Here is a 19375-nt window from a genome sequence, read left to right on the forward strand (position 1 = left end):
TTGCAGCGTGTATCTTCCGGAACCGGCGGCTTGGGCCGCCGGTTCTTCCTGAATTGCAAATCCTGGGCAGCCCGCGGAAATTCGGCGGGCAGACAATTCCAGTTTATCACTTTTTAGCGGTGAATCCTATCCTGAAATCCGCCGCCGATCCGCCTTCAACTCTCCCCGAAAAAGGCAGTCCAAGCCAAAAAAGCGCCGCCCGGAGGCAGCGCTTTGGTTACCCGGACATCGGGTCAAAATCTTTAAATTTTGTGTTCCACGTGAAACAAGCCGGCTTAAACCAGAGGCTTTTTCATCGGAAGACCCGGCGTACGCGGATACTTGTACGGGGTAATCGCGAATTTCGACACCCGGATAATATGGCGGTCCGACTCATCAAATGGCAGTTGGAACGCTTCGACGCCCAAGATCTCGCCCCGCAGCTCGCGCAGACTCTTCTGGGCATCCGCGATTTCTTCGGTCGGATCCGTACCTTTCATCGCCGCGAAGATGCCTTCCGGCTTGACGAACGGCAGGCAGAACTCGTTCAGTACAGCCAGGCGAGCAACCGCGCGGGCCGTTACCAGATCGAACGAATCGCGATATCCGCGCTTGTGTCCCCATTCTTCGGCACGGCCGTGCAGGAACTCGGCATTTGTGAGCCCGAGTCCTTCCGACAGCGTCTTGAGGAACGTGATCCGTTTGTTCAGCGAATCGATAATGCACAATTTCAGATGCGGAAAAGCGATTTTGAGCGGGACGCCGGGGAAGCCGGCACCCGAACCGATATCGGCAAGGCTGGTTACCTTTTTCATATTGACATAGAAAGCCAGCGTCAGCGAATCGTAAAAATGCTTCTCATACACCTGCTCGCGTTCGGTAATGCCGGTCAGGTTCATCTTCTCGTTCCACTCGACCAGCAGCTTGTAATAAGTCTCGAACTGTTCCAGCTGTGTTTCGTTCAGGTCGATTCCGCGCTCTTTCAAACGCTCCGTAAACCGTTTCTGTATCTCGTCCATACTTACCCCCGTGCCGCCGCTACCCGATTAACCTGTTCCAGGTAAACGAGCAGGATCGAAATATCGGCGGGCGTTACGCCGGAAATACGCGAAGCCTGTCCGATCGACAGCGGCCGAATCGCGGCCAGCTTCTGCTTCGCTTCCATCGCCAGACCGCGTACTTCTTCGTAGGCGAGGTCTTCCGGAAGCTTTTTCTTTTCCATTTTCTTCAAACGTTCCACGTGCGCCAGCTGCTTCTCGATGTAGCCGGCATATTTCACCTGAACTTCGACCTGGTCTTTCATCTCTTCGTCCAGCTCGATTTCGGTCGGTACGATCGGCGCGATCTCCGCATACGTCACTTCCGGACGGCGCAGGATGGTCAGCAGATCGGAGCCATTGTTGATTACGGCCGATCCGATCCGTTCCAGCATCGGGTTAACTTGATCCGGATGTACTTTCGTTTTGCGCAGACGTTCGATCTCCGCTTCAACCTTGGCTTTTTTATCAAGGAACGCTTCGTACCGTTCTTCTCCGATCAAGCCGATCTCGCGGCCGATTGGCGTCAGACGAAGATCCGCATTGTCGTGACGAAGCAGCAGCCGGTATTCGGCGCGCGAAGTCAGCAGCCGGTAAGGTTCGTTCGTCCCTTTCGTAACGAGGTCGTCGATCAGAACGCCGATGTACCCCTGCGAACGATCGAGCACGATAGCGTCAAGACCCTGGGCTTTGCGCGCGGCGTTGATACCGGCCATGATCCCTTGTCCCGCCGCTTCTTCGTATCCCGACGTTCCGTTCAGCTGCCCGGCGGTAAACAGACCCGGCAGCAGCTTCGTTTCGAGCGTCGGCCACAGCTGCGTCGGTACCATCGCGTCGTATTCGATCGCGTAGCCGTTGCGCATGATTTCGACTTTCTCCATGCCGGCGATCGTACGCAGCATGCTCAGCTGGACGTCTTCCGGCAGGCTGGTCGACAGACCCTGGACGTAATACTCGGCCGTATTCTTGCCTTCCGGCTCCAAGAAGATCTGATGCTTCGATTTGTCGCTGAAGCGTACGACTTTGTCCTCGATGGACGGACAGTAGCGCGGACCGGTCCCTTCAATCAGACCCGAGAACATCGGCGCGCGGTACAGGTTGTCGTTGATGATCTGATGCGTTTCCGGCGACGTGTAGGTCAGCCAGCACGGCAGCTGCTGATTGGTCGACCCTTTTGTTTCGTAGGAGAAGAACTTCGGCTTGTCGTCGCCCGGCTGAATCTCGGTCTTCGAGAAGTCGATCGTATCCTTGTGCACGCGCGGCGGCGTTCCGGTCTTGAAGCGAACCAGATTGAATCCAAGCTCACGCAGATGCTCGGCCAAACGCACGGACGGCTGTTGGTTGTTCGGGCCGCTCTCGTACATCAGCTCGCCCATGATGATCTTGCCGCGCAGGTACGTGCCGGTCGTCAGCACGACCGATTTGGCCGTATACCGCGTGCCCGTTTTGGTTACGACGCCCACGCACTTGCCGTCTTCGACGATCAGTTCTTCGACCATCCCTTGGCGCATGGTGAGATTGCGTTCTTTTTCCATCGTTTCCTTCATCGTCTGCTGGTAATCGAATTTATCGGCCTGCGCGCGCAGCGCGTGAACGGCCGGACCTTTACCGGTATTAAGCATCCGCATCTGGATAAACGTCTTGTCGATATTGCGTCCCATTTCGCCGCCGAGCGCATCGATTTCGCGCACGACATGGCCTTTGGCCGGGCCGCCGATCGACGGGTTGCAGGGCATGAAGGCTACCATATCAAGGTTGATGGTGACCATCAGCGTCTTGCAGCCCATCCGGGCTGCGGCAAGCGCCGATTCGACGCCGGCATGTCCGGCCCCTACGACGATTACATCAAATTCTCCGCCTGAGTATGTCATTGGTGTTTCCCTCCTTAAGGGGTGCTCGCACAACAGGCTGCGGGCGCAAAAAGTTCCTTCAATCGCTTCCTGCCTTCGGGATGCCTGATTGAATTGGGCAGGGAAGCATCCCGAAGACAGAGGCGAACGCTTCGCTTTTCCGGAATCTTGTTGCCCCTTCGCCTGCATGCTCGCATAAGTTAAAAACCGGCTTCACGGTAGTTGTAAAAGAAAAAGTGGCTTCGGCTTATTTGCCCAAACAAAACTGGGAGAAGATCTGATCGATCAAGGAGTCCTGGGCGGTATCGCCGACGATCTCGCCGAGCTGTTCCCAGGCCATCCGCACATCGATCTGGATCATGTCGATCGGCACGAACATCTGAGCCGCTTCGATCGCATCGTGCAGCGAACGCTTCGTCTGGTGCAGCAGCGCAATATGGCGTACGTTCGACACATAAGTCAGATCGGCGCTTTCGAGTTTGCCGGCGAAGAACAGGGAAGAAATGGCTTCTTCCAGACTGTCGATCCCTTCGCTGTCTTTAACGGTCATCGGCACAATCAGCTCTTCTTTGTAGAACCCGCGCACTTTTTCCGTCTCGATTTTTTGCGGCAGATCCATTTTGTTCAAAATGACGATCGACTGTCGGCCGCTGATCTGTTCCATCAAACGTATTTCTTCGTCATCCAGTTCGTCGCCATGGCTGAGTACGAGCAGAATCAGGTCGGCTTCGTTCAGTGCGGTGCGCGAACGTTCGACCCCGATCCGTTCCACAACGTCCAGCGTCTCGCGGATTCCGGCGGTATCAAGCAGCTTGAGCGGGATATTGTTGATGGTAATAAATTCTTCGATGACGTCGCGCGTCGTGCCCGGGATATCGGTCACGATCGCCCGGTTCTGACCGGACAGGGCATTGAGCAGCGAAGATTTGCCGACGTTTGGCCGTCCGACAATCGCCGTCGTGATACCTTCGCGCAGGATCTTGCCCTGGTTCGACGTCTTGAGCAGACGTTCGACTTCTTCCAGCACGGCCCCGCATTTTTCCTGGATAAACAGCGACGTCATGGATTCTACATCATGCTCCGGATAATCGATATTGACTTCGATATGCGCCAGCGTCTCGATCAGCGTCTGCCGCAGTTCCTGGATGCGGCGGGACAGATCGCCCTCCACCTGCTTGAATGCCACGGAAAAAGCTTTGTCCGATTTGGAACGAATCAAATCGATGACCCCTTCCGCCTGAGACAGATCGATCCGGCCGTTCAGGAAAGCGCGCTTCGTGAACTCGCCCGGTTCGGCCAGTCGGATCTTCTGCTTCAGTAGCAGTTCCATGATGCGCCGGACCGAGACGACGCCGCCGTGCGCGCTGATCTCGACCACATCTTCCGTCGTGAACGACTTGGGCGCGAGCATCAAGGTCACCAGTACTTCTTCCAACTTTTCCTTTGTTTCGGGATCGACCATAAATCCGTAATGCACCGTATGCGTAGGCGCTTCGGTCAGTGGTTTGGCGCCGCGAAACAGCCGGCTGACTTCCCCGACCGCTTCGGGACCGCTGACGCGGATAACGGCAATCCCGCCTTCGCCGACGGCTGTTGATATCGCTGCAATCGTATCGCTAATCATCTGCTTGTCCCTCTCTTTCTCGGCCTGCCTTGCCGCACGCCCTATATACAAGAAGAAACGGACCCCTCCGCGCTCTTACACATCCCGGAAGTTCTGGGCATCCGTTTCTTTCACATTCAAATTTAATGCAGCGGCTCCCGAACGGCAGAGGGCCCTCTTCACCGTGAAGGCAAAGAGGGCGCCGTTCTGCCGGGAACTGCCGGCTTATTTAAGCGTGATTACAACACGCCGGTTTGGTTCTTCGCCCCGGCTACCCGTCTCGACTTCGGGGTGGTTCTGCAGCCGTGCGTGAATGACTTTGCGCTCCTGCGGAGGCATAGGTTCCAGCACGACTTCCTTGCGCGAACGAACGACGCGCTCAGCCAGACGGTCCGCCAACTCTTCGAGCGTTTTGGCCCGGCGGCGGCGGAAATTTTCCGCATCCAGCGTAAGCCGGACAAAACGGTCCGAATCTTTGTTCGCTACCACGCTTGCGAGCAGCTGCAGCGCATCGAGCGTCTGGCCTCGGCGCCCAATCAGCATCCCCAGCTCGGGGCCGGAAATATCGAGCAGGCCGCCGTCGCGGTTCTTGCGAATATCGACTTCGACTTCAAGCCCCATGGACTGCGCAACGTCGCGAATAAACGCGGCGGCTTCTCCGTAACGATCTTCCGGTTTCGACTCGGACAAAACGGTCACTCCGTTCGCCGAATCTCCTTCGCCTGCCGTTCCCATAGGAGCCGGCGCGGCCGGATTCGGACGGGAACGCCGAGGCGCATGGGGATCCGCTTGACCCGGCGTGTTTGCATGGACCGGACCGGGAGCAGCCGGATTCGGACGCTCCCGACGCGGTACCTGTTCATCCCCCGGATGGCCGGGCCGTTCGCGTCGAGCCGTCTTTTCCGTTTGGGGAGAAGGTTCGGCTGCATCTTCAAGGACGCGGTTCGATCGGATCAACGTGAGTTCGACTTTTGCCTTGCGGCTGCCGAACAGGCCCAAGAAACCTTTGGAAGGGTGCTCAAGCACATTGACCTCGACACGATCTCTCGTTACACCAAGCTGTGCCAGCCCCTGTATTATGGCCTCGTCTACCGTTTTTCCCACAGCCGTCACTTTGCTCGTCATCGAATCCGCGCCCCCTTGTGTTCACGCTTCGTCTTTTCACATGCCAGTCAGAACGGTTTTTCTATCTGAAAATCAACGTTTTTTCTTTTTCTTTTTGCGGCTGGAGACCGGGCCTGCGCCCTTCGACAGACTTACGCCGCCACCCGAAGGTTTCGATCCGCCCTGCTGCGCGATAACGGCAGCTGCGGCTTTCGGGTCGTTGTTGCGGTACAGGAAGAAGTTCTGCACAATCGTGTACACGTTACTCATTGCCCAGTACAGCGGCAGAGCGGACGGAAACTGATAACCCATAAAGAAGATCAGGATCGGATATACAAACAGCATAAACTGCATCGGTCTCTGCTGCTGCGCCGGATTCTGACGCATCATCAGCCAGGTTTGCAGGAATGTCGTTGCCGCTGCGAACAGCGTGAGCGGAATATCGGGTTTACCCAGCTGCATCCACAAGAAGGAATGCTGTGCCAAATCGCTGTTATAGATGATAGCATTATACAAAGCGATAAAAATCGGCATCTGGATAATCAGAGGCAGACAGCCGGCAGCCGGATTTACCTTGTTCTCTTGGAACAGGCGCATCTGCTCCTGCTGCATACGCTGCGGATCGTCTTTGAATTGTTCTTTCAGCTTTTGCATTTCCGGTTGGATCTTTTGCATCGCTTTGGAACTCTTGACCGACTTAATGGTCAGCGGCAGAATCAACGTACGGACAATCAACACGAGCAGCAGGACGGCGAGGCCGTATTCGCCTCCGAACCATCTGGCGAACGTGTCGAGCGCCAGCGAGAACCAATACACCACGTTGCTGCGCCAGAAGCTTCCGCTGTTTCTCAAGTCTTCCGTCGTATGCAGCGCCGTATTCGTCGGCGTACAGCCCGCAAGAACGGCAATCAGCAGGACAGCGGCGATAACGAACAGCCATTTGCCTCTGCGTTTAAACAAATGAGACACTTGATAACCCCTCTCTTAACCTTCATGTTCCTGCACTCCCGTGAGGCTTCTTGCCGGATCGGACAAATTGTCGGCAGTTGTGAAAATCATACCATAATTAGCACGCTATTTGAAACGCAAAAAAGCGCTTCATTTGCGTATCCCCCAAACCGTCGTTCAACGGACTTTGCGCTTGATCAGCGAAGATTTGCGAAGCACATGCAGTACGCTCTTCTCCAGCTCTTTGTAGTCCAGATCCAGCGCGCCCTTGCGGATAATAAACACAAGATCGACATGATCGACGATTTCGTCGGCATGCTGCCTGACAATTTCTTTCATCAAACGGCGCATCCGGTTGCGGACAACCGCATTGCCCACTTTTTTGCTGACCGACACGCCCATGCGAAAACGCTCGACGTCCCGTTTATGGAACCAGTACAAGACCAGCTGCCGGTTCGCGAAAGACTTGCCGTGACGGTATACGCGAGTAAACTCGGCCCGGTTCCGTAATCGTAGCTTTTTTTGCACTTTTCCTCGCGTCCCCTTTGTTTTAAGAAAAAAAAGACCACCTCCAGGTGGTCTTCGCTCATGTGCCTGAACTTACGCGCTCAGCACTTTTCTGCCTTTGAGACGACGAGCAGCCAGCACCTTGCGGCCGTTTTTCGTGCTCATTCTTTTACGGAATCCGTGCACCTTTTTGCGCTTTCTGGTGTTTGGTTTGAAAGTAGGACCCATTACAATAGCACCTCCTTTTACGGTAGTACAGGTTTTGCAAAATCGCTAAACCAATATAGTTTCACACATTCGTTCTTCTTCTCGCAGAACATGCCTTTTATCATTTAATCATGCGTTTCCAGCAAAGTCAAGTCATCTTCTTGCGATACCTTCCTCTTTTTTTTAGAAGAAAACAGGTCCGAAAAACCTCTATATAAGGTAGGGAAAATTTCGTCGGCACTCCAAGCAGGCAAGCAATCTTCGCGTTATGTTCATTTTAACGGCTGGAAATCGTAAGCTGCTGCCTCCACTTCTCCCTCTTTTCGGCGTATTGTTCGTTACCTGGCCTTACTAGACGAGTCGTTCTCCTTCTCCATACTCCCTCTTTGGCTTCCGGATCCGTGCCTTCCTCGGAACCTTCTTTTCGCTCCCCCTCTTTCGTCGCCTGCTTCCTTTTTCATGATTTGGGCTATTCGCGGTCTTTTTGCGGCCCCAAAGTTATCCACAGACGCTCATCCCGTTCCTGTCCAAGCTTCCTGTCCGGAATGACGTTTTTGCGTAATCGACTTTTCCACCGTATTGCCTTTTGGCCTGTGTATAGTTTTGGGCAACCGATTTATGCACAGGCGAATTCTGAACACGTTATGAACAATATCTTGTGGTGTGGATATCTATTATGCACAAGGTATTGGTATTGTGGATAATATAACGCCAAACGTTGAAATGAACGGCTTCTTTTGCTATGATTAGATTACTTTTCGGTGTGAATATCCGGTTTTAGCCTCTATATTATCAACAGTCTGTGGATAAAGTTGTGAACAAGTCAATTTATCCTTCTTTTTTTGTTCCCATAATTCTTGGCAGTGGGGATAACCTCTCTCGGCTTTCCTTATTTCCGACTACTTTCGGCGGATGCTCCGGCTTAAGCCACATCGTACGATTTCAAAGGAGTGACAGTTTGTGGACAGCCATACCGCTCAATTGTGGCAACAAATTCTATCGATCATCCAAACCAAGCTGAGCAAACCGAGCTTCGACACCTGGTTCAAGGCAACCGAAGTCATTCAGCTCACCCAGGGCGCGCTGACCGTATCTGCGCCCACCACATTCGCTGTGGAATGGCTGGAAAGCCGCTATACCAAACTTGTCGCACAGGTAGCTTTCGATGTGCTTGGACGCAATGTCACGGTGAGATTTGTGATCGAGGAACCCGGACATGAAGAAGAGTCTCTGCAGAAGCAATCGACTCCGCCGCCAACGCCGGTCCAGGTCAGCGTCGAGGCGAATACGAACATGTTGAATCCGAAATACACATTCGACACGTTCGTCATCGGCTCGGGCAACCGTTTTGCCCATGCCGCATCGCTCGCCGTCGCCGAGGCGCCGGCAAAAGCCTATAATCCGCTCTTTCTCTATGGGGGCGTCGGGCTTGGAAAAACGCACTTGATGCATGCGATCGGCCATTACATTTTGCAGCACAATCCCAGCAGCCGTGTGGTGTACATTTCTTCGGAGAAGTTTACGAACGAGTTCATCAACTCGATTCGCGACAATCGCGGGGAAAGTTTCCGGAACAAATACCGGAATATCGATATCCTGCTGATCGACGACATTCAATTTATCGCCGGCAAAGAATCGACGCAGGAGGAGTTCTTTCATACCTTCAACGCTCTGCACGAAGAGAGCAAACAGATCATCATTTCCAGTGACCGGCCTCCGAAAGAGATTCCGACCCTGGAAGAACGCCTGCGTTCAAGGTTCGAGTGGGGGTTGATCACCGACATCCAGCCGCCGGATCTCGAGACGCGGATTGCGATTTTGCGAAAAAAAGCACGTGCGGAGAAGTTGGATGTACCGAATGAAGCGATGATGTACATTGCGAATCAGATCGATACGAATATCCGGGAGCTCGAAGGCGCCCTGATCCGTGTCGTGGCCTACTCTTCCCTGACCAATCAGGACGTAACCGCGCATCTGGCGGCCGAAGCTCTGAAAGACATTATCCCGTCCAGCCGTCCGCGGATCATCACGATTCAGGATATCCAGCAGCGGGTCGGCGAATACTACAATTTAAAAATGGAAGATTTCAAAGCGAGAAAACGGACCAAAGCGATCGCGTTTCCGCGTCAGGTGGCTATGTATCTGTCACGCGAACTGACCGATTATTCGCTGCCGAAGATCGGCGAAGCATTCGGCGGACGCGACCATACGACCGTGATCCATGCGCACGAGAAAATCTCCCAGTCGTTGAAGATCGATCAGGAGCTGACGAAAGTTGTCCACAGCCTGACCGAAAAAATCAAAAATCCGTCCTGAATAAGCGAAAAGCCTATGCACAACTTATACACATGTGGATAGGCTTCGTTTGTTATGTTTTCCGGGCTCTTTCACAGGTTATCCACATATTCAGTGCCCCTACTACTTTTACTATAAAGATCTTAAAGAATATATTATCTATTACAGGAGTGACGAGATGAAGATCAGCATTTCCAAATCCCACCTCAGCGAGGCTATCCAACACGTATCGAAAGCCATTTCCAGCCGGACGACCATTCCGATCCTCGGCGGTATCAAATTCGATGTGGCCTATCACGGGGTTACCCTGACAGCCAGCGACACCGATATTTCTATTCAGGCTTTTATTCCGGCGGAACAAGACAACAAATCGGTGGTCACCGTGGAGAAAGTCGGCAGCGTTGTGCTTCCGGCCAAATTTTTCGTGGAAATTATCAAAAAGCTGCCGACCGCTGAGATCGAAATGGAAGTGGGAAGCGGCTTTCAGACCTTTATCCGCGCAGGCGCAACGGACATTCAGCTCGTAGGTCTGGATCCCGAAGAATTCCCGGTGCTGCCGAGCATTGAAGAAAACCGCGTCCTGTCCGTTCCCGGCGATCTGCTGCGGCATATGATCCGTCAAACGGTATTCTCCATTTCGACCCAGGAGACGACTCCGATCTTGACCGGCGTGATGTGGAGCCTCAAAGACGGCCAGCTTAAATTCGTCGCTACCGACCGCCACCGCCTGGCCACCCGGACGGTCCGCCTTGAAGGCACGGAAGATCTGGAATTCAACAACGTCGTCATTTCCGGCAAAACGCTGAACGAACTGGGCAAAATCATTCCCGACCAGAATACGCTTGTGGATATCGTCGTCGCCGACAATCAGGTCCTGTTCAAAGTCGACCGCGTCCTGTTCTATTCGCGGATTCTCGACGGTCTGTATCCGGATACGTCGAAGATCATCCCTTCTAGCCACAAGACGCGTCTGCTGCTCGACACCAAAAACCTGAGCGAGTCGATCGACCGCGCTTATCTGCTCTCCCGCGAAGAAAAGACGAATATCGTCCGGATGCAGACGCTCGAAGCGGGCGGCATCGAGATTTCGTCCAGCTCGACGGAACTCGGACGCGTACAGGAAGAAATTCAATTGGCCGAGTTCGAAGGCGAACAGCTCCGGTTGTCGTTCAACTCGAAATATATGCTCGATGTACTCAAAGTCATCGAAAGCGAGCAGCTGACGATCCGGTTCACCGGCGTCATGAGCCCGATCATTATCGAACCGACCGACGACAGCAACAGCCTGTACATCATCCTCCCTTACCGGACAACCAACTAAATTTTTAAAAATATAGAAACCCAGTTCTAGAGAAAAGCTAGAGGCAGAGGAGAAGTTTCAGTGGAGGAATGTAATGTTCGCCTTTGAACCCGGGAAGATTCCATAGAATCCAATCACTCTTCCCGGGTGAAACAGCGACCGAAACGAAACTTCTCCGGCGCCTCCACTGCCTTTTCTTTTTGACACAACCCCGAAAGGAAGGCAAAATGATGAATGAAGTATCGATTCGTACGGAATATATCAAGCTCGACACCTTTTTGAAGCTGGCCGACTGCATTTCTACCGGAGGCAGCGCCAAAATGCTGATCGCCGAAGGTCTGATCAAGGTAAACGGAGAAAACGAAGAGCGCCGGGGCCGCAAATTGTATCCGGGAGATACGGTAGAGGTAGACGGAGAAGGCCCGTATAAAGTCGTGCGGGAAGACTGAGGTCTTTTGACGGGAACAGCTTTTATCCCAAGCGGCGAAACAGGTCCGCCCTGGGCGGGTTATCCACTATCCACAGCAGACGGGGCAGCTTTGCGGCGTGCAAATGCGGCCCCGTCTTCATTTTGCGGCGGCGCACAGGAGGCATCGAAATCACGTGCTAGTTAGAGACATCGCACTCAAAAATTACCGGAACTACGGCGAAATGAAACTGGAAAACTTCGGCGGCGTGAACCTGATGATCGGCCGCAACGCCCAGGGCAAAACGAATTTGCTGGAATCGCTGTTCGTGCTGGCACTGACCAAATCCCACCGAACGGCCAAAGATCGGGAACTGATCGCTTTCGGCGAGGACTCGGCTTATGCGGGCTGCCATGTGGAAAAGAAATACGGAAATGTCCACCTGGAGCTTTCTTTGTCTCCCAAAGGGAAGAAGGCGAAGATCAACGGCCTGGAGCAGCGGAAGCTGAGCGATTTTATCGGCACGCTGAATGTGGTAATGTTCGCGCCGGAAGATCTGGAGATCGTCAAAGGGACCCCCGGCATTCGCAGACGTTTTCTCGATATGGAGATTGGACAGGTCCAGCCGAGCTATCTGTTCCATCTGCAGCAGTACCAGAAAGTTCTGCTGCAGCGCAACAACATGCTCAAGCAGTCGTACGGCAAAACGCCGGATCCGGTCATGCTGGAGATCTGGAACGAACAGTTGGCCCAACACGGAGCCAGCATCGTACGCCGGCGCAAGCGGTTTATCCGCAAGCTGCAGGTATGGGCGCAGGATATCCACAAGGGGATAACCGGCGGCAAGGAACAGCTCCTTCTGCGCTATGTACCTTCGTTCGGCGAAGCCGAGGAGGAAGATGAAGCTGTTTTATTGGAACAATTTATGATAAAATTATCACAAGTACGCGAACAGGAAATCCGCAGGGGAACGACACTTGCCGGCCCCCATCGGGATGACCTGACTTTTTTCATCAACGACAAAGAAGTACACAATTTTGGTTCTCAAGGCCAGCAGCGCACCACCGCGCTTTCGCTGAAGCTGGCCGAGATCGAACTCATTCACGAAGAAATCGGCGAGTACCCGATTCTGCTGCTCGACGATGTGCTGTCGGAGCTCGACCCCTACCGGCAGACCCAACTGATCGAGACTTTTCAGAGCCGGGTGCAGACGTTCATTACCGCGACCGGAATCGAGACGATCCACGCGGAGAAGCTGCAGGGTGCGCATATTTACTCGGTCAGCGAGGGGCATGTAGAATTCTAAAGGTGTGACTCAAGGAGGCTTCGAGTTCTCATGTATATCCATATCGGCGGTGAAAAAATCATTCGTTCTTCGGAACTGATTGCCATTTTCGACGTTTCGATCGAAAAATCTTCGCGTATCTCCAAGCAGTTCACCACGGCCGCCAAAGAAAGCAAACAGGTCGAAACGATCGGCGAGGAAGAGGCCAAGTCCATCGTCGTCACCAAGTCCGTCGTCTACTATTCGCCTATTTCTTCCGCGACGCTAAAAAAGCGTTCCAAAACATTTAGCGCAGGCCTCTAAATAAAAGTTTCGGATGTCGGATTGAATCGGTTTTATCTAGGAATTCCTTATACGCCGCCCTTCCCTCTGCCTTCGGTAACAGGCTTTGGGAGCGGGCGTTTCGTATTCTTTTCTCAAATTTTCACAAACTACAGGAGTGGGTGAACGAAGCATGTCAATGGATCAACAATCGTATGATGCCAGTCAGATACAAGTCCTCGAGGGACTGGAAGCGGTACGCAAGCGGCCGGGGATGTACATCGGTTCGACGAGCGCCAGAGGCCTTCACCATCTTGTTTGGGAAGTCGTGGACAACAGCATCGACGAAGCGCTCGCCGGGCACTGCGACCATATCCAGGTTATTGTGCATGAGAACAACAGCGTTACGGTAATCGACAACGGCCGGGGGATTCCGGTCGGCGAGCACCCGAAAATGAAACGTCCGGCGCTCGAAGTCGTCATGACCGTCCTGCACGCGGGCGGCAAATTCGGCGGCGGCGGGTACAAAGTATCCGGCGGTCTGCACGGCGTCGGCGTATCGGTCGTCAACGCGCTGTCCGAGAAAATTGTCGTTCAGGTTAAACGCGACGGCAAAATCTACGAGCAGGAGTACCGTTACGGCGCTCCGCAGTATGATCTGCGCGTCATCGGGGAAGTGGCGGAAGGCGAAACGGGCACGATGACAACGTTCCAGCCCGATCCGCAAATTTTCACCGAAACGCTTGTGTACGATTACAACACGCTGCTGACTAGAATTCGCGAGCTGGCGTTCCTGAACAAAGGCATCATGATCTCGCTGCTCGACGAGCGGACAGGCGAGAACGCTTCGTTCCACTACGAAGGCGGGATCGGCGAATATGTCCAATTCCTCAACCAGAACAAAATCGTGATCCAGGAAAACCCGATCTACGTCGAAGGTTCGCGCGACATGATCGCGGTCGAAATCGCGATTCAGTATAACGACGGCTACGCCGAGAGTATTTATTCGTTCGCGAACAATATTCATACGCATGAAGGCGGTACGCACGAATCCGGCTTCAAGAGTGCGCTGACGCGTATTATCAACGATTACGCGCGCAAAGCGGGCGTCATTAAGGACGCGAACAGCAACCTGACCGGCGACGACGTGCGCGAAGGTCTGACGGCGATTATCTCCGTCAAGATCCCGGAGCCCCAGTTCGAAGGACAGACGAAGACCAAGCTCGGCAACAGCGAAGTTCGGGGCATCGTGGAGTCGCTCTTCTCCGAGAAGCTGACGGACTTCCTGAACGAGAACCCTTCCGCTGCGCGCCGTATTCTCGACAAAGCGCTTCAGGCTTCTAGAGCCCGCGAAGCGGCGCGCAAAGCCCGCGAACTGACGCGCCGCAAGAGCGTATTGGAAGTAAGCGCGCTGCCGGGTAAACTTGCCGACTGCTCGTCCAAGGACGCTTCGATCAGCGAAGTCTATATCGTCGAAGGAGACTCCGCCGGCGGTTCGGCCAAACAAGGCCGCGACCGGCATTTCCAGGCGATCCTGCCGATTCGGGGCAAGATCCTGAACGTCGAGAAAGCCAGACTTGACCGTATCCTGTCCAACCTGGAGATTCGCGCCATCATCACGGCGATCGGTACGGGAATCGGCGAAGATTTCGATATCGCCAAAGCCCGCTACCACAAAGTCGTCATCATGACCGATGCGGACGTCGACGGCGCGCATATTCGTACGCTGCTGCTGACGTTCTTCTACCGCTATCTGCGGCCGATCATCGAAGCCGGCTACGTGTATATTGCACAGCCGCCTTTGTTCAAGATCGAGCGCAACAAAACGGTCATCTACGCGAACTCGGAGAAAGAGCGCGACGAGATCATCGAGAGCTTCGGACCGGGCGTCAAAGTCAACGTACAGCGCTATAAAGGTCTGGGCGAGATGAATGCCGGACAGCTGTGGGAAACGACGATGGATCCGGAAAGCCGGACCATGATGCAGGTATCGATCGGCGATGCGATGCTGGCCGATACGCTGTTCGATACGCTGATGGGCGACAACGTCGAACCTCGTCGTGATTTCATTCAAGAGCATGCCCGCTACGTAACCAACCTGGATATTTAACACCGGATTTCTCCCTCCTGGGGGAGAGGGCGAAGAAGAGGCGGCCCGAAGGGGGCGTCTCTTCTTTTTTTGTATGAAAAACGCAGGAAAATGTGAAACAATGCTCTTTTTAACGCTGTTTTTCCACGACAAAATACGGACATCCCGACGGATTAATGGTATAATAATAAGGATGTGGAAGCCGCATATTCCGGCGTTTGCAAGATGATTTCAAGGCTTTACTTTCAAATACAAAAGCAGCAGCCCACGTGATTATGCAGGCACCAACGGTACAGGGTTCGAGTCTTTCCTTTTCCCGGAAGCGGGCAGGCCCGAACCTGTGTCCAAATAGAAGGAGGCAGTCATGGCGGAAGAACAAAGATCGCAGGTCATAGATCGGGATATCGGCGTTGAAATGCGCGAGTCCTTTATGGATTATGCAATGAGTATCATCGTCAGCCGCGCGCTGCCGGACGTCAGAGACGGCTTGAAGCCGGTCCACAGACGGATTCTCTATGCGATGTCCGAACTCGGCATGTCGCCGGATAAGCCGTTCAAGAAGTCGGCGAGAATCGTCGGCGAAGTTATCGGTAAGTATCACCCTCACGGGGACACCGCAGTATACGAGACCATGGTCCGCATGGCCCAGGATTTCTCGATGCGCTATATGCTGGTCAACGGACACGGCAACTTCGGTTCCGTCGACGGCGACGGCGCCGCAGCGATGCGGTATACGGAAGCCCGTCTTTCGAAGATCGCAATGGAAATGCTGCGCGATATCAACAAGGAAACGATCGATTTCCAGCCGAACTACGACGGCGAAGAGCATGAACCGGTCGTTCTGCCGGCCCGCTATCCGAACCTGCTCGTTAACGGGGTATCGGGTATTGCGGTCGGTATGGCCACCAATATTCCTCCGCACAACCTCGGCGAAGTCATTGACGGCGTTCAGGCGCTGATCGAGAACCCAGATCTGACGCCGATGGATCTGATGGAATATATTCAAGGTCCGGATTTCCCGACCGCCGGCTTTATTCTCGGACGCTCGGGTATCCGTCAGGCTTATCAGACGGGACGGGGCTCCATTACGATGCGGGCCAAAGCGGAGATCGAGGAATTCGGCAACAAAGCGCGGATTATCGTGAACGAGATCCCGTTCCAGGTCAACAAAGCGCGGCTGGTCGAGAAGATCGCCGAGCTGGTTCGCGAGAAGCGGATCGACGGCATTACGGACCTGCGCGACGAATCCGACCGCAACGGCATGCGGATCGTGGTGGAGCTTCGCCGCGATGTGAACCCAAGCGTTGTACTCAATAACCTGTACCGCCATACGGCGATGCAGTCGACGTTCGGCGTCAACATGCTGGCGATCGTCAACAACGAGCCGAAGATCCTCAATCTGCGGGACGTGCTGTATCACTACCTGGAGCACCAGAAGGTTGTCGTACGCCGCCGTACCGAATTCGATCTCAAAAAGGCCGAAGCACGGGCTCATATTCTCGAAGGTCTGCGTATCGCGCTGGATCATCTGGACGAAGTTATCGCCTTGATCCGGGGTTCGCAGACGGCCGATGCCGCTCGCGAGCAGCTGACCGAGCGTTATTCGCTCAGCCAGGAACAGACTCAGGCCATTCTGGATATGCGTCTGCAGCGCTTGACCGGACTGGAACGCGAGAAGATTGAAGGCGAGTATAACGAAATTCTGGAGCGGATCGGCGAATACCGCGCCATTCTGGCGGACGAGAAGCTGCTTGTCCAGATCATCAGCGACGAGTTGAACGAGATCAAGGAGCGTTTCGCGGACAAGCGGCGTACCGAAATCACGGTCGGCGAAGACAGCATTCTGGACGAAGACCTGATTCCGCAGGAAGAAGTGGTCATCACCATTTCGCATACCGGCTACATCAAGCGTCTGCCGGCAACCACATACCGCAGCCAGAAACGGGGCGGACGCGGCGTAATGGGAATGGGAACCAAAGACGAAGATTTCGTCGAGCATCTGTTTGCGACCAATTCCCATAATCATCTGCTGTTCTTCACGGACCGCGGCAAAGTATACCGGCTCAAAGCCTACGAGATTCCGGAACTCAGCCGTACGGCACGCGGAACTCCGATCATCAACTTGATCCAGATCGAACAGGGCGAATCGATCAATGCGGTCATTCCGGTACACGAGTTCAAGGAAGACCGCTTCCTGTTCTTTGCTACGGGCCGGGGTATTGTCAAAAAGACGCCGCTGACCGATTATGCCAATATCCGCAAAGGCGGTCTGATCGCGATCACGCTGCGCGACGACGACTCCCTGATCGGAGCCAAGCTGACCGACGGCGAGCAGGAGATCATCATGGGCACGTCTTCCGGTCTGTCGATCCGATTCAAGGAAAGCAACGTGCGCTCGATGGGCCGCGGCGCGACAGGGGTCAAAGGGATCTCTCTTGAAGGCGAAGACACGGTCATCGGCATGGACGTCGTCAAGACGGACCGCGAAGTGCTGATCGTCACGAGCAAAGGCTACGGCAAGCGTACGCCGATTGGCGAGTACCGGGTTCAGACCCGCGGCGGCAAAGGGATCAAGACAATCAATGTCACCGATAAAAATGGACCGGTGGCCAGTCTGAAAGTCGTCAAATCCGAAGAGGATCTGATGATTATTACGACCAGCGGTACGCTGATCCGTACAAGCATGGACGGCGTTTCTTCGATGGGACGCTACGCACAGGGTGTAAGACTTATTCATATTCGCGATGAAGATGCGGTGGCTACCGTCTGCCGAATCGACAAGAGCGAAGAGATTGAAGACGACGAACTGGGCGAAGGCGAATTGTCGGAAGAGCAGGCGGATACGGTCGTGGCGGACGTTGAAGCCAAGGCTCTGCTGGAAATGATGGATAACGATCCGGGGGCGTCGGAGTAAGAACCGAGCGGCGCTGACAAGCCAAGGGAGTCCTCCGGGACTTCCTTTTTTTGCGTGAAAATCCCCTTTTACTTAAAAGAGCGCATAGAAAACCGATTTCGGATATTTTTGGTATTGTTGCTCTTGGTATCACGGCATATAATCGAAATGGTAAGCAAGCGGTTTGCGTACGACAATCAGACGGCATTTATCCGAGCTTAAGGATGAATATCCGATTTCGGAAGCCCGAACGACCGCAATAGAGGAGGTGTGTACCATGGTAAGTGTATCCGTAACGGAACTTGAGGCCGGCAAAAAAATCGCAGCCAACGTTTATACCGATAAAGGCAATCTTCTTTTTCAAAAAGGCAGAGTGCTGCTTCCGAGAGATCTGGAGATCCTGCACGCCTTTATGATCGATCAGGTAGAACTTCAGGGGGCTTCGGGAGAAACCGGCAAAAAAGCAGCGGAACAAGAAAATAAAGAATCAGCTCTTCCAAACGGTGAGACTGTTCGTCCGAACGTGAATCGTAAGGAAAAAGGCTTCATCGAAGAGTATGATCAGATGGTAGCGTTGATTAAGACAGGTTTTCCATCCGTAATTGCTATGGAAATTCCGATCTTTCAATGGCGTGCACAGTTGGAGAAGCTGATCGATCAAATTCAAGGATACCGGATTCTGGGCTTTACGCCGCGTATGCCGGATAAGCACGATTATATGTATCATCATGCCGTATTGTGTGCTTTAACTTCATATATGCTTGCCCGTTGGTTGGATGTTCCGCAGAAGAACTGGATTCAGGTATCGCTGGCCGGTTTGCTGCATGATCTGGGTAAAGTCAAAATTTCGCCGACGATTCTGCATAAACCGACGTCGCTGCTTCCGGAAGAAAAAGCGGAGATGGACAATCATACGACGTACGGCTACCAGATTCTGAAAAATGCGACGGCCCTGCAGGAAGGCGTTCTGTTGGCTGCGCTGCAGCATCACGAACGGATCGACGGAAGTGGATACCCGTTTGCATTGACAGGAGAAAAGCTTCACCTCTATTCAAAGATCGTAGCTGTTGCAGATATTTTCCATGCGATGACACTGGACCGGCGTTATCGCGGAGCCACTTCGCCTTATCTGGTACTGGAGCAGTTGGAACAGGATTCTTTCGGAAAGCTCGATCCGGCGATTGTCCGTACGCTGATCAAGCATACGACCCAGCTGTCGCTTGGAACACGCGTGAAGCTGAGCAATCGGAAAATGGGCGAGATCGTTTATGCCGATGCCCACCAACCTACCCGGCCGATCGTATCGATTAACGGAGAGATCGTTAACCTGATTCAGGATCGCAAACTGTTTATCTTAGAGGTGCTATAGAACCCGCAGCAAGCCGGCATCCCAATGCCAAGACAAAGACTCTCAAGTGATTGGGGGCCTTTTTGCTTTTAATGATACTTTTCTTAAAAAAGTGCTTGCCTTCTTAAACTCAGCATGATATATTCTAGGAACGGCCTTGAGAGAGTGACCGTGCGGTTCGAACAAGTGAGCGAGTCCCAACCGGAATCGGACAAGACGCTTCGCAAGAAGCTGACAAAAAGATTTCAAAAAAAGACTTGCA

General features: G+C 53.6%; 15 protein-coding genes. 8 read left to right on the plus strand and 7 right to left on the minus strand.

What is annotated here, in order from left to right:
• Positions 1–275: 275 nt before the first annotated feature.
• From rsmG to rpmH, 7 genes are all read right to left on the minus strand, one after another.
• Complete coding sequence (gene rsmG / locus HRQ60_RS19325) at positions 276–998, minus strand: 16S rRNA (guanine(527)-N(7))-methyltransferase RsmG (RefSeq protein ID WP_172199008.1); 723 nt, start codon at positions 996–998, stop codon at positions 276–278.
• 2 nt (positions 999–1000) lie between these two features.
• On the minus strand, positions 1001–2887 hold the full coding sequence (gene mnmG / locus HRQ60_RS19330; protein WP_172199011.1) for a tRNA uridine-5-carboxymethylaminomethyl(34) synthesis enzyme MnmG: 1887 nt from the start codon (positions 2885–2887) through the stop codon (positions 1001–1003).
• Between the two features lie 226 nt (positions 2888–3113).
• On the minus strand, positions 3114–4490 hold the full coding sequence (mnmE, locus tag HRQ60_RS19335) for a tRNA uridine-5-carboxymethylaminomethyl(34) synthesis GTPase MnmE (RefSeq protein WP_172199014.1): 1377 nt from the start codon (positions 4488–4490) through the stop codon (positions 3114–3116).
• Positions 4491–4694: 204 nt separating this feature from the next.
• Positions 4695–5594 (minus strand): RNA-binding cell elongation regulator Jag/EloR, encoded by a 900-nt coding sequence (jag, locus tag HRQ60_RS19340; RefSeq protein WP_172199016.1) that lies wholly within the window; start codon positions 5592–5594, stop codon positions 4695–4697.
• 72 nt (positions 5595–5666) lie between these two features.
• Entirely contained in the window at positions 5667–6542 is an 876-nt protein-coding gene (locus HRQ60_RS19345; protein ID WP_343044751.1) for a YidC/Oxa1 family membrane protein insertase, read from the minus strand.
• Between the two features lie 156 nt (positions 6543–6698).
• Complete coding sequence (gene rnpA / locus HRQ60_RS19350) at positions 6699–7049, minus strand: ribonuclease P protein component (RefSeq protein WP_172199019.1); 351 nt, start codon at positions 7047–7049, stop codon at positions 6699–6701.
• A 72-nt stretch (positions 7050–7121) separates the two neighbouring features.
• Complete coding sequence (gene rpmH, locus HRQ60_RS19355) at positions 7122–7256, minus strand: 50S ribosomal protein L34 (RefSeq protein ID WP_018976936.1); 135 nt, start codon at positions 7254–7256, stop codon at positions 7122–7124.
• A 939-nt stretch (positions 7257–8195) separates the two neighbouring features.
• Here rpmH and dnaA point away from each other — a divergent pair.
• The 8 genes from dnaA (at position 8196) to HRQ60_RS19395 (ending at position 19134) form a co-directional block, all read left to right on the plus strand.
• Positions 8196–9551, plus strand: coding sequence for a chromosomal replication initiator protein DnaA (dnaA, locus tag HRQ60_RS19360; RefSeq protein ID WP_172199021.1), 1356 nt, complete (start codon positions 8196–8198; stop codon positions 9549–9551).
• Positions 9552–9708: 157 nt separating this feature from the next.
• Positions 9709–10851: a DNA polymerase III subunit beta gene (gene dnaN / locus HRQ60_RS19365; protein ID WP_172199024.1), complete on the plus strand. Its 1143-nt coding sequence runs from the start codon at positions 9709–9711 to the stop codon at positions 10849–10851.
• 209 nt (positions 10852–11060) lie between these two features.
• Positions 11061–11279 carry a S4 domain-containing protein YaaA gene (yaaA, locus tag HRQ60_RS19370; RefSeq protein ID WP_281358144.1) on the plus strand — a complete coding sequence of 73 codons (219 nt, stop codon included), beginning with the start codon at positions 11061–11063 and terminating at the stop codon, positions 11277–11279.
• Positions 11280–11433: 154 nt separating this feature from the next.
• Complete coding sequence (gene recF / locus HRQ60_RS19375; protein ID WP_172199030.1) at positions 11434–12543, plus strand: DNA replication/repair protein RecF; 1110 nt, start codon at positions 11434–11436, stop codon at positions 12541–12543.
• Positions 12544–12573: 30 nt separating this feature from the next.
• Positions 12574–12825: an extracellular matrix regulator RemB gene (gene remB, locus HRQ60_RS19380; protein WP_172199033.1), complete on the plus strand. Its 252-nt coding sequence runs from the start codon at positions 12574–12576 to the stop codon at positions 12823–12825.
• Between the two features lie 151 nt (positions 12826–12976).
• A complete protein-coding gene (gene gyrB, locus HRQ60_RS19385; RefSeq protein ID WP_172199036.1) occupies positions 12977–14893 on the plus strand; it encodes a DNA topoisomerase (ATP-hydrolyzing) subunit B in 1917 nt (638 codons plus the stop codon).
• Between the two features lie 343 nt (positions 14894–15236).
• Complete coding sequence (gene gyrA / locus HRQ60_RS19390) at positions 15237–17786, plus strand: DNA gyrase subunit A (RefSeq protein ID WP_172199039.1); 2550 nt, start codon at positions 15237–15239, stop codon at positions 17784–17786.
• A gap of 256 nt (positions 17787–18042) precedes the next feature.
• Positions 18043–19134, plus strand: a complete 1092-nt coding sequence (locus HRQ60_RS19395) for an HD-GYP domain-containing protein (RefSeq protein WP_172199042.1) — start codon at positions 18043–18045, stop codon at positions 19132–19134.
• The last annotated feature ends 241 nt before the right edge of the window (positions 19135–19375 follow it).

The organism is Saccharibacillus qingshengii, assembly GCF_013185195.1.
GTDB classification, from domain to species: domain Bacteria; phylum Bacillota; class Bacilli; order Paenibacillales; family Paenibacillaceae; genus Saccharibacillus; species Saccharibacillus qingshengii.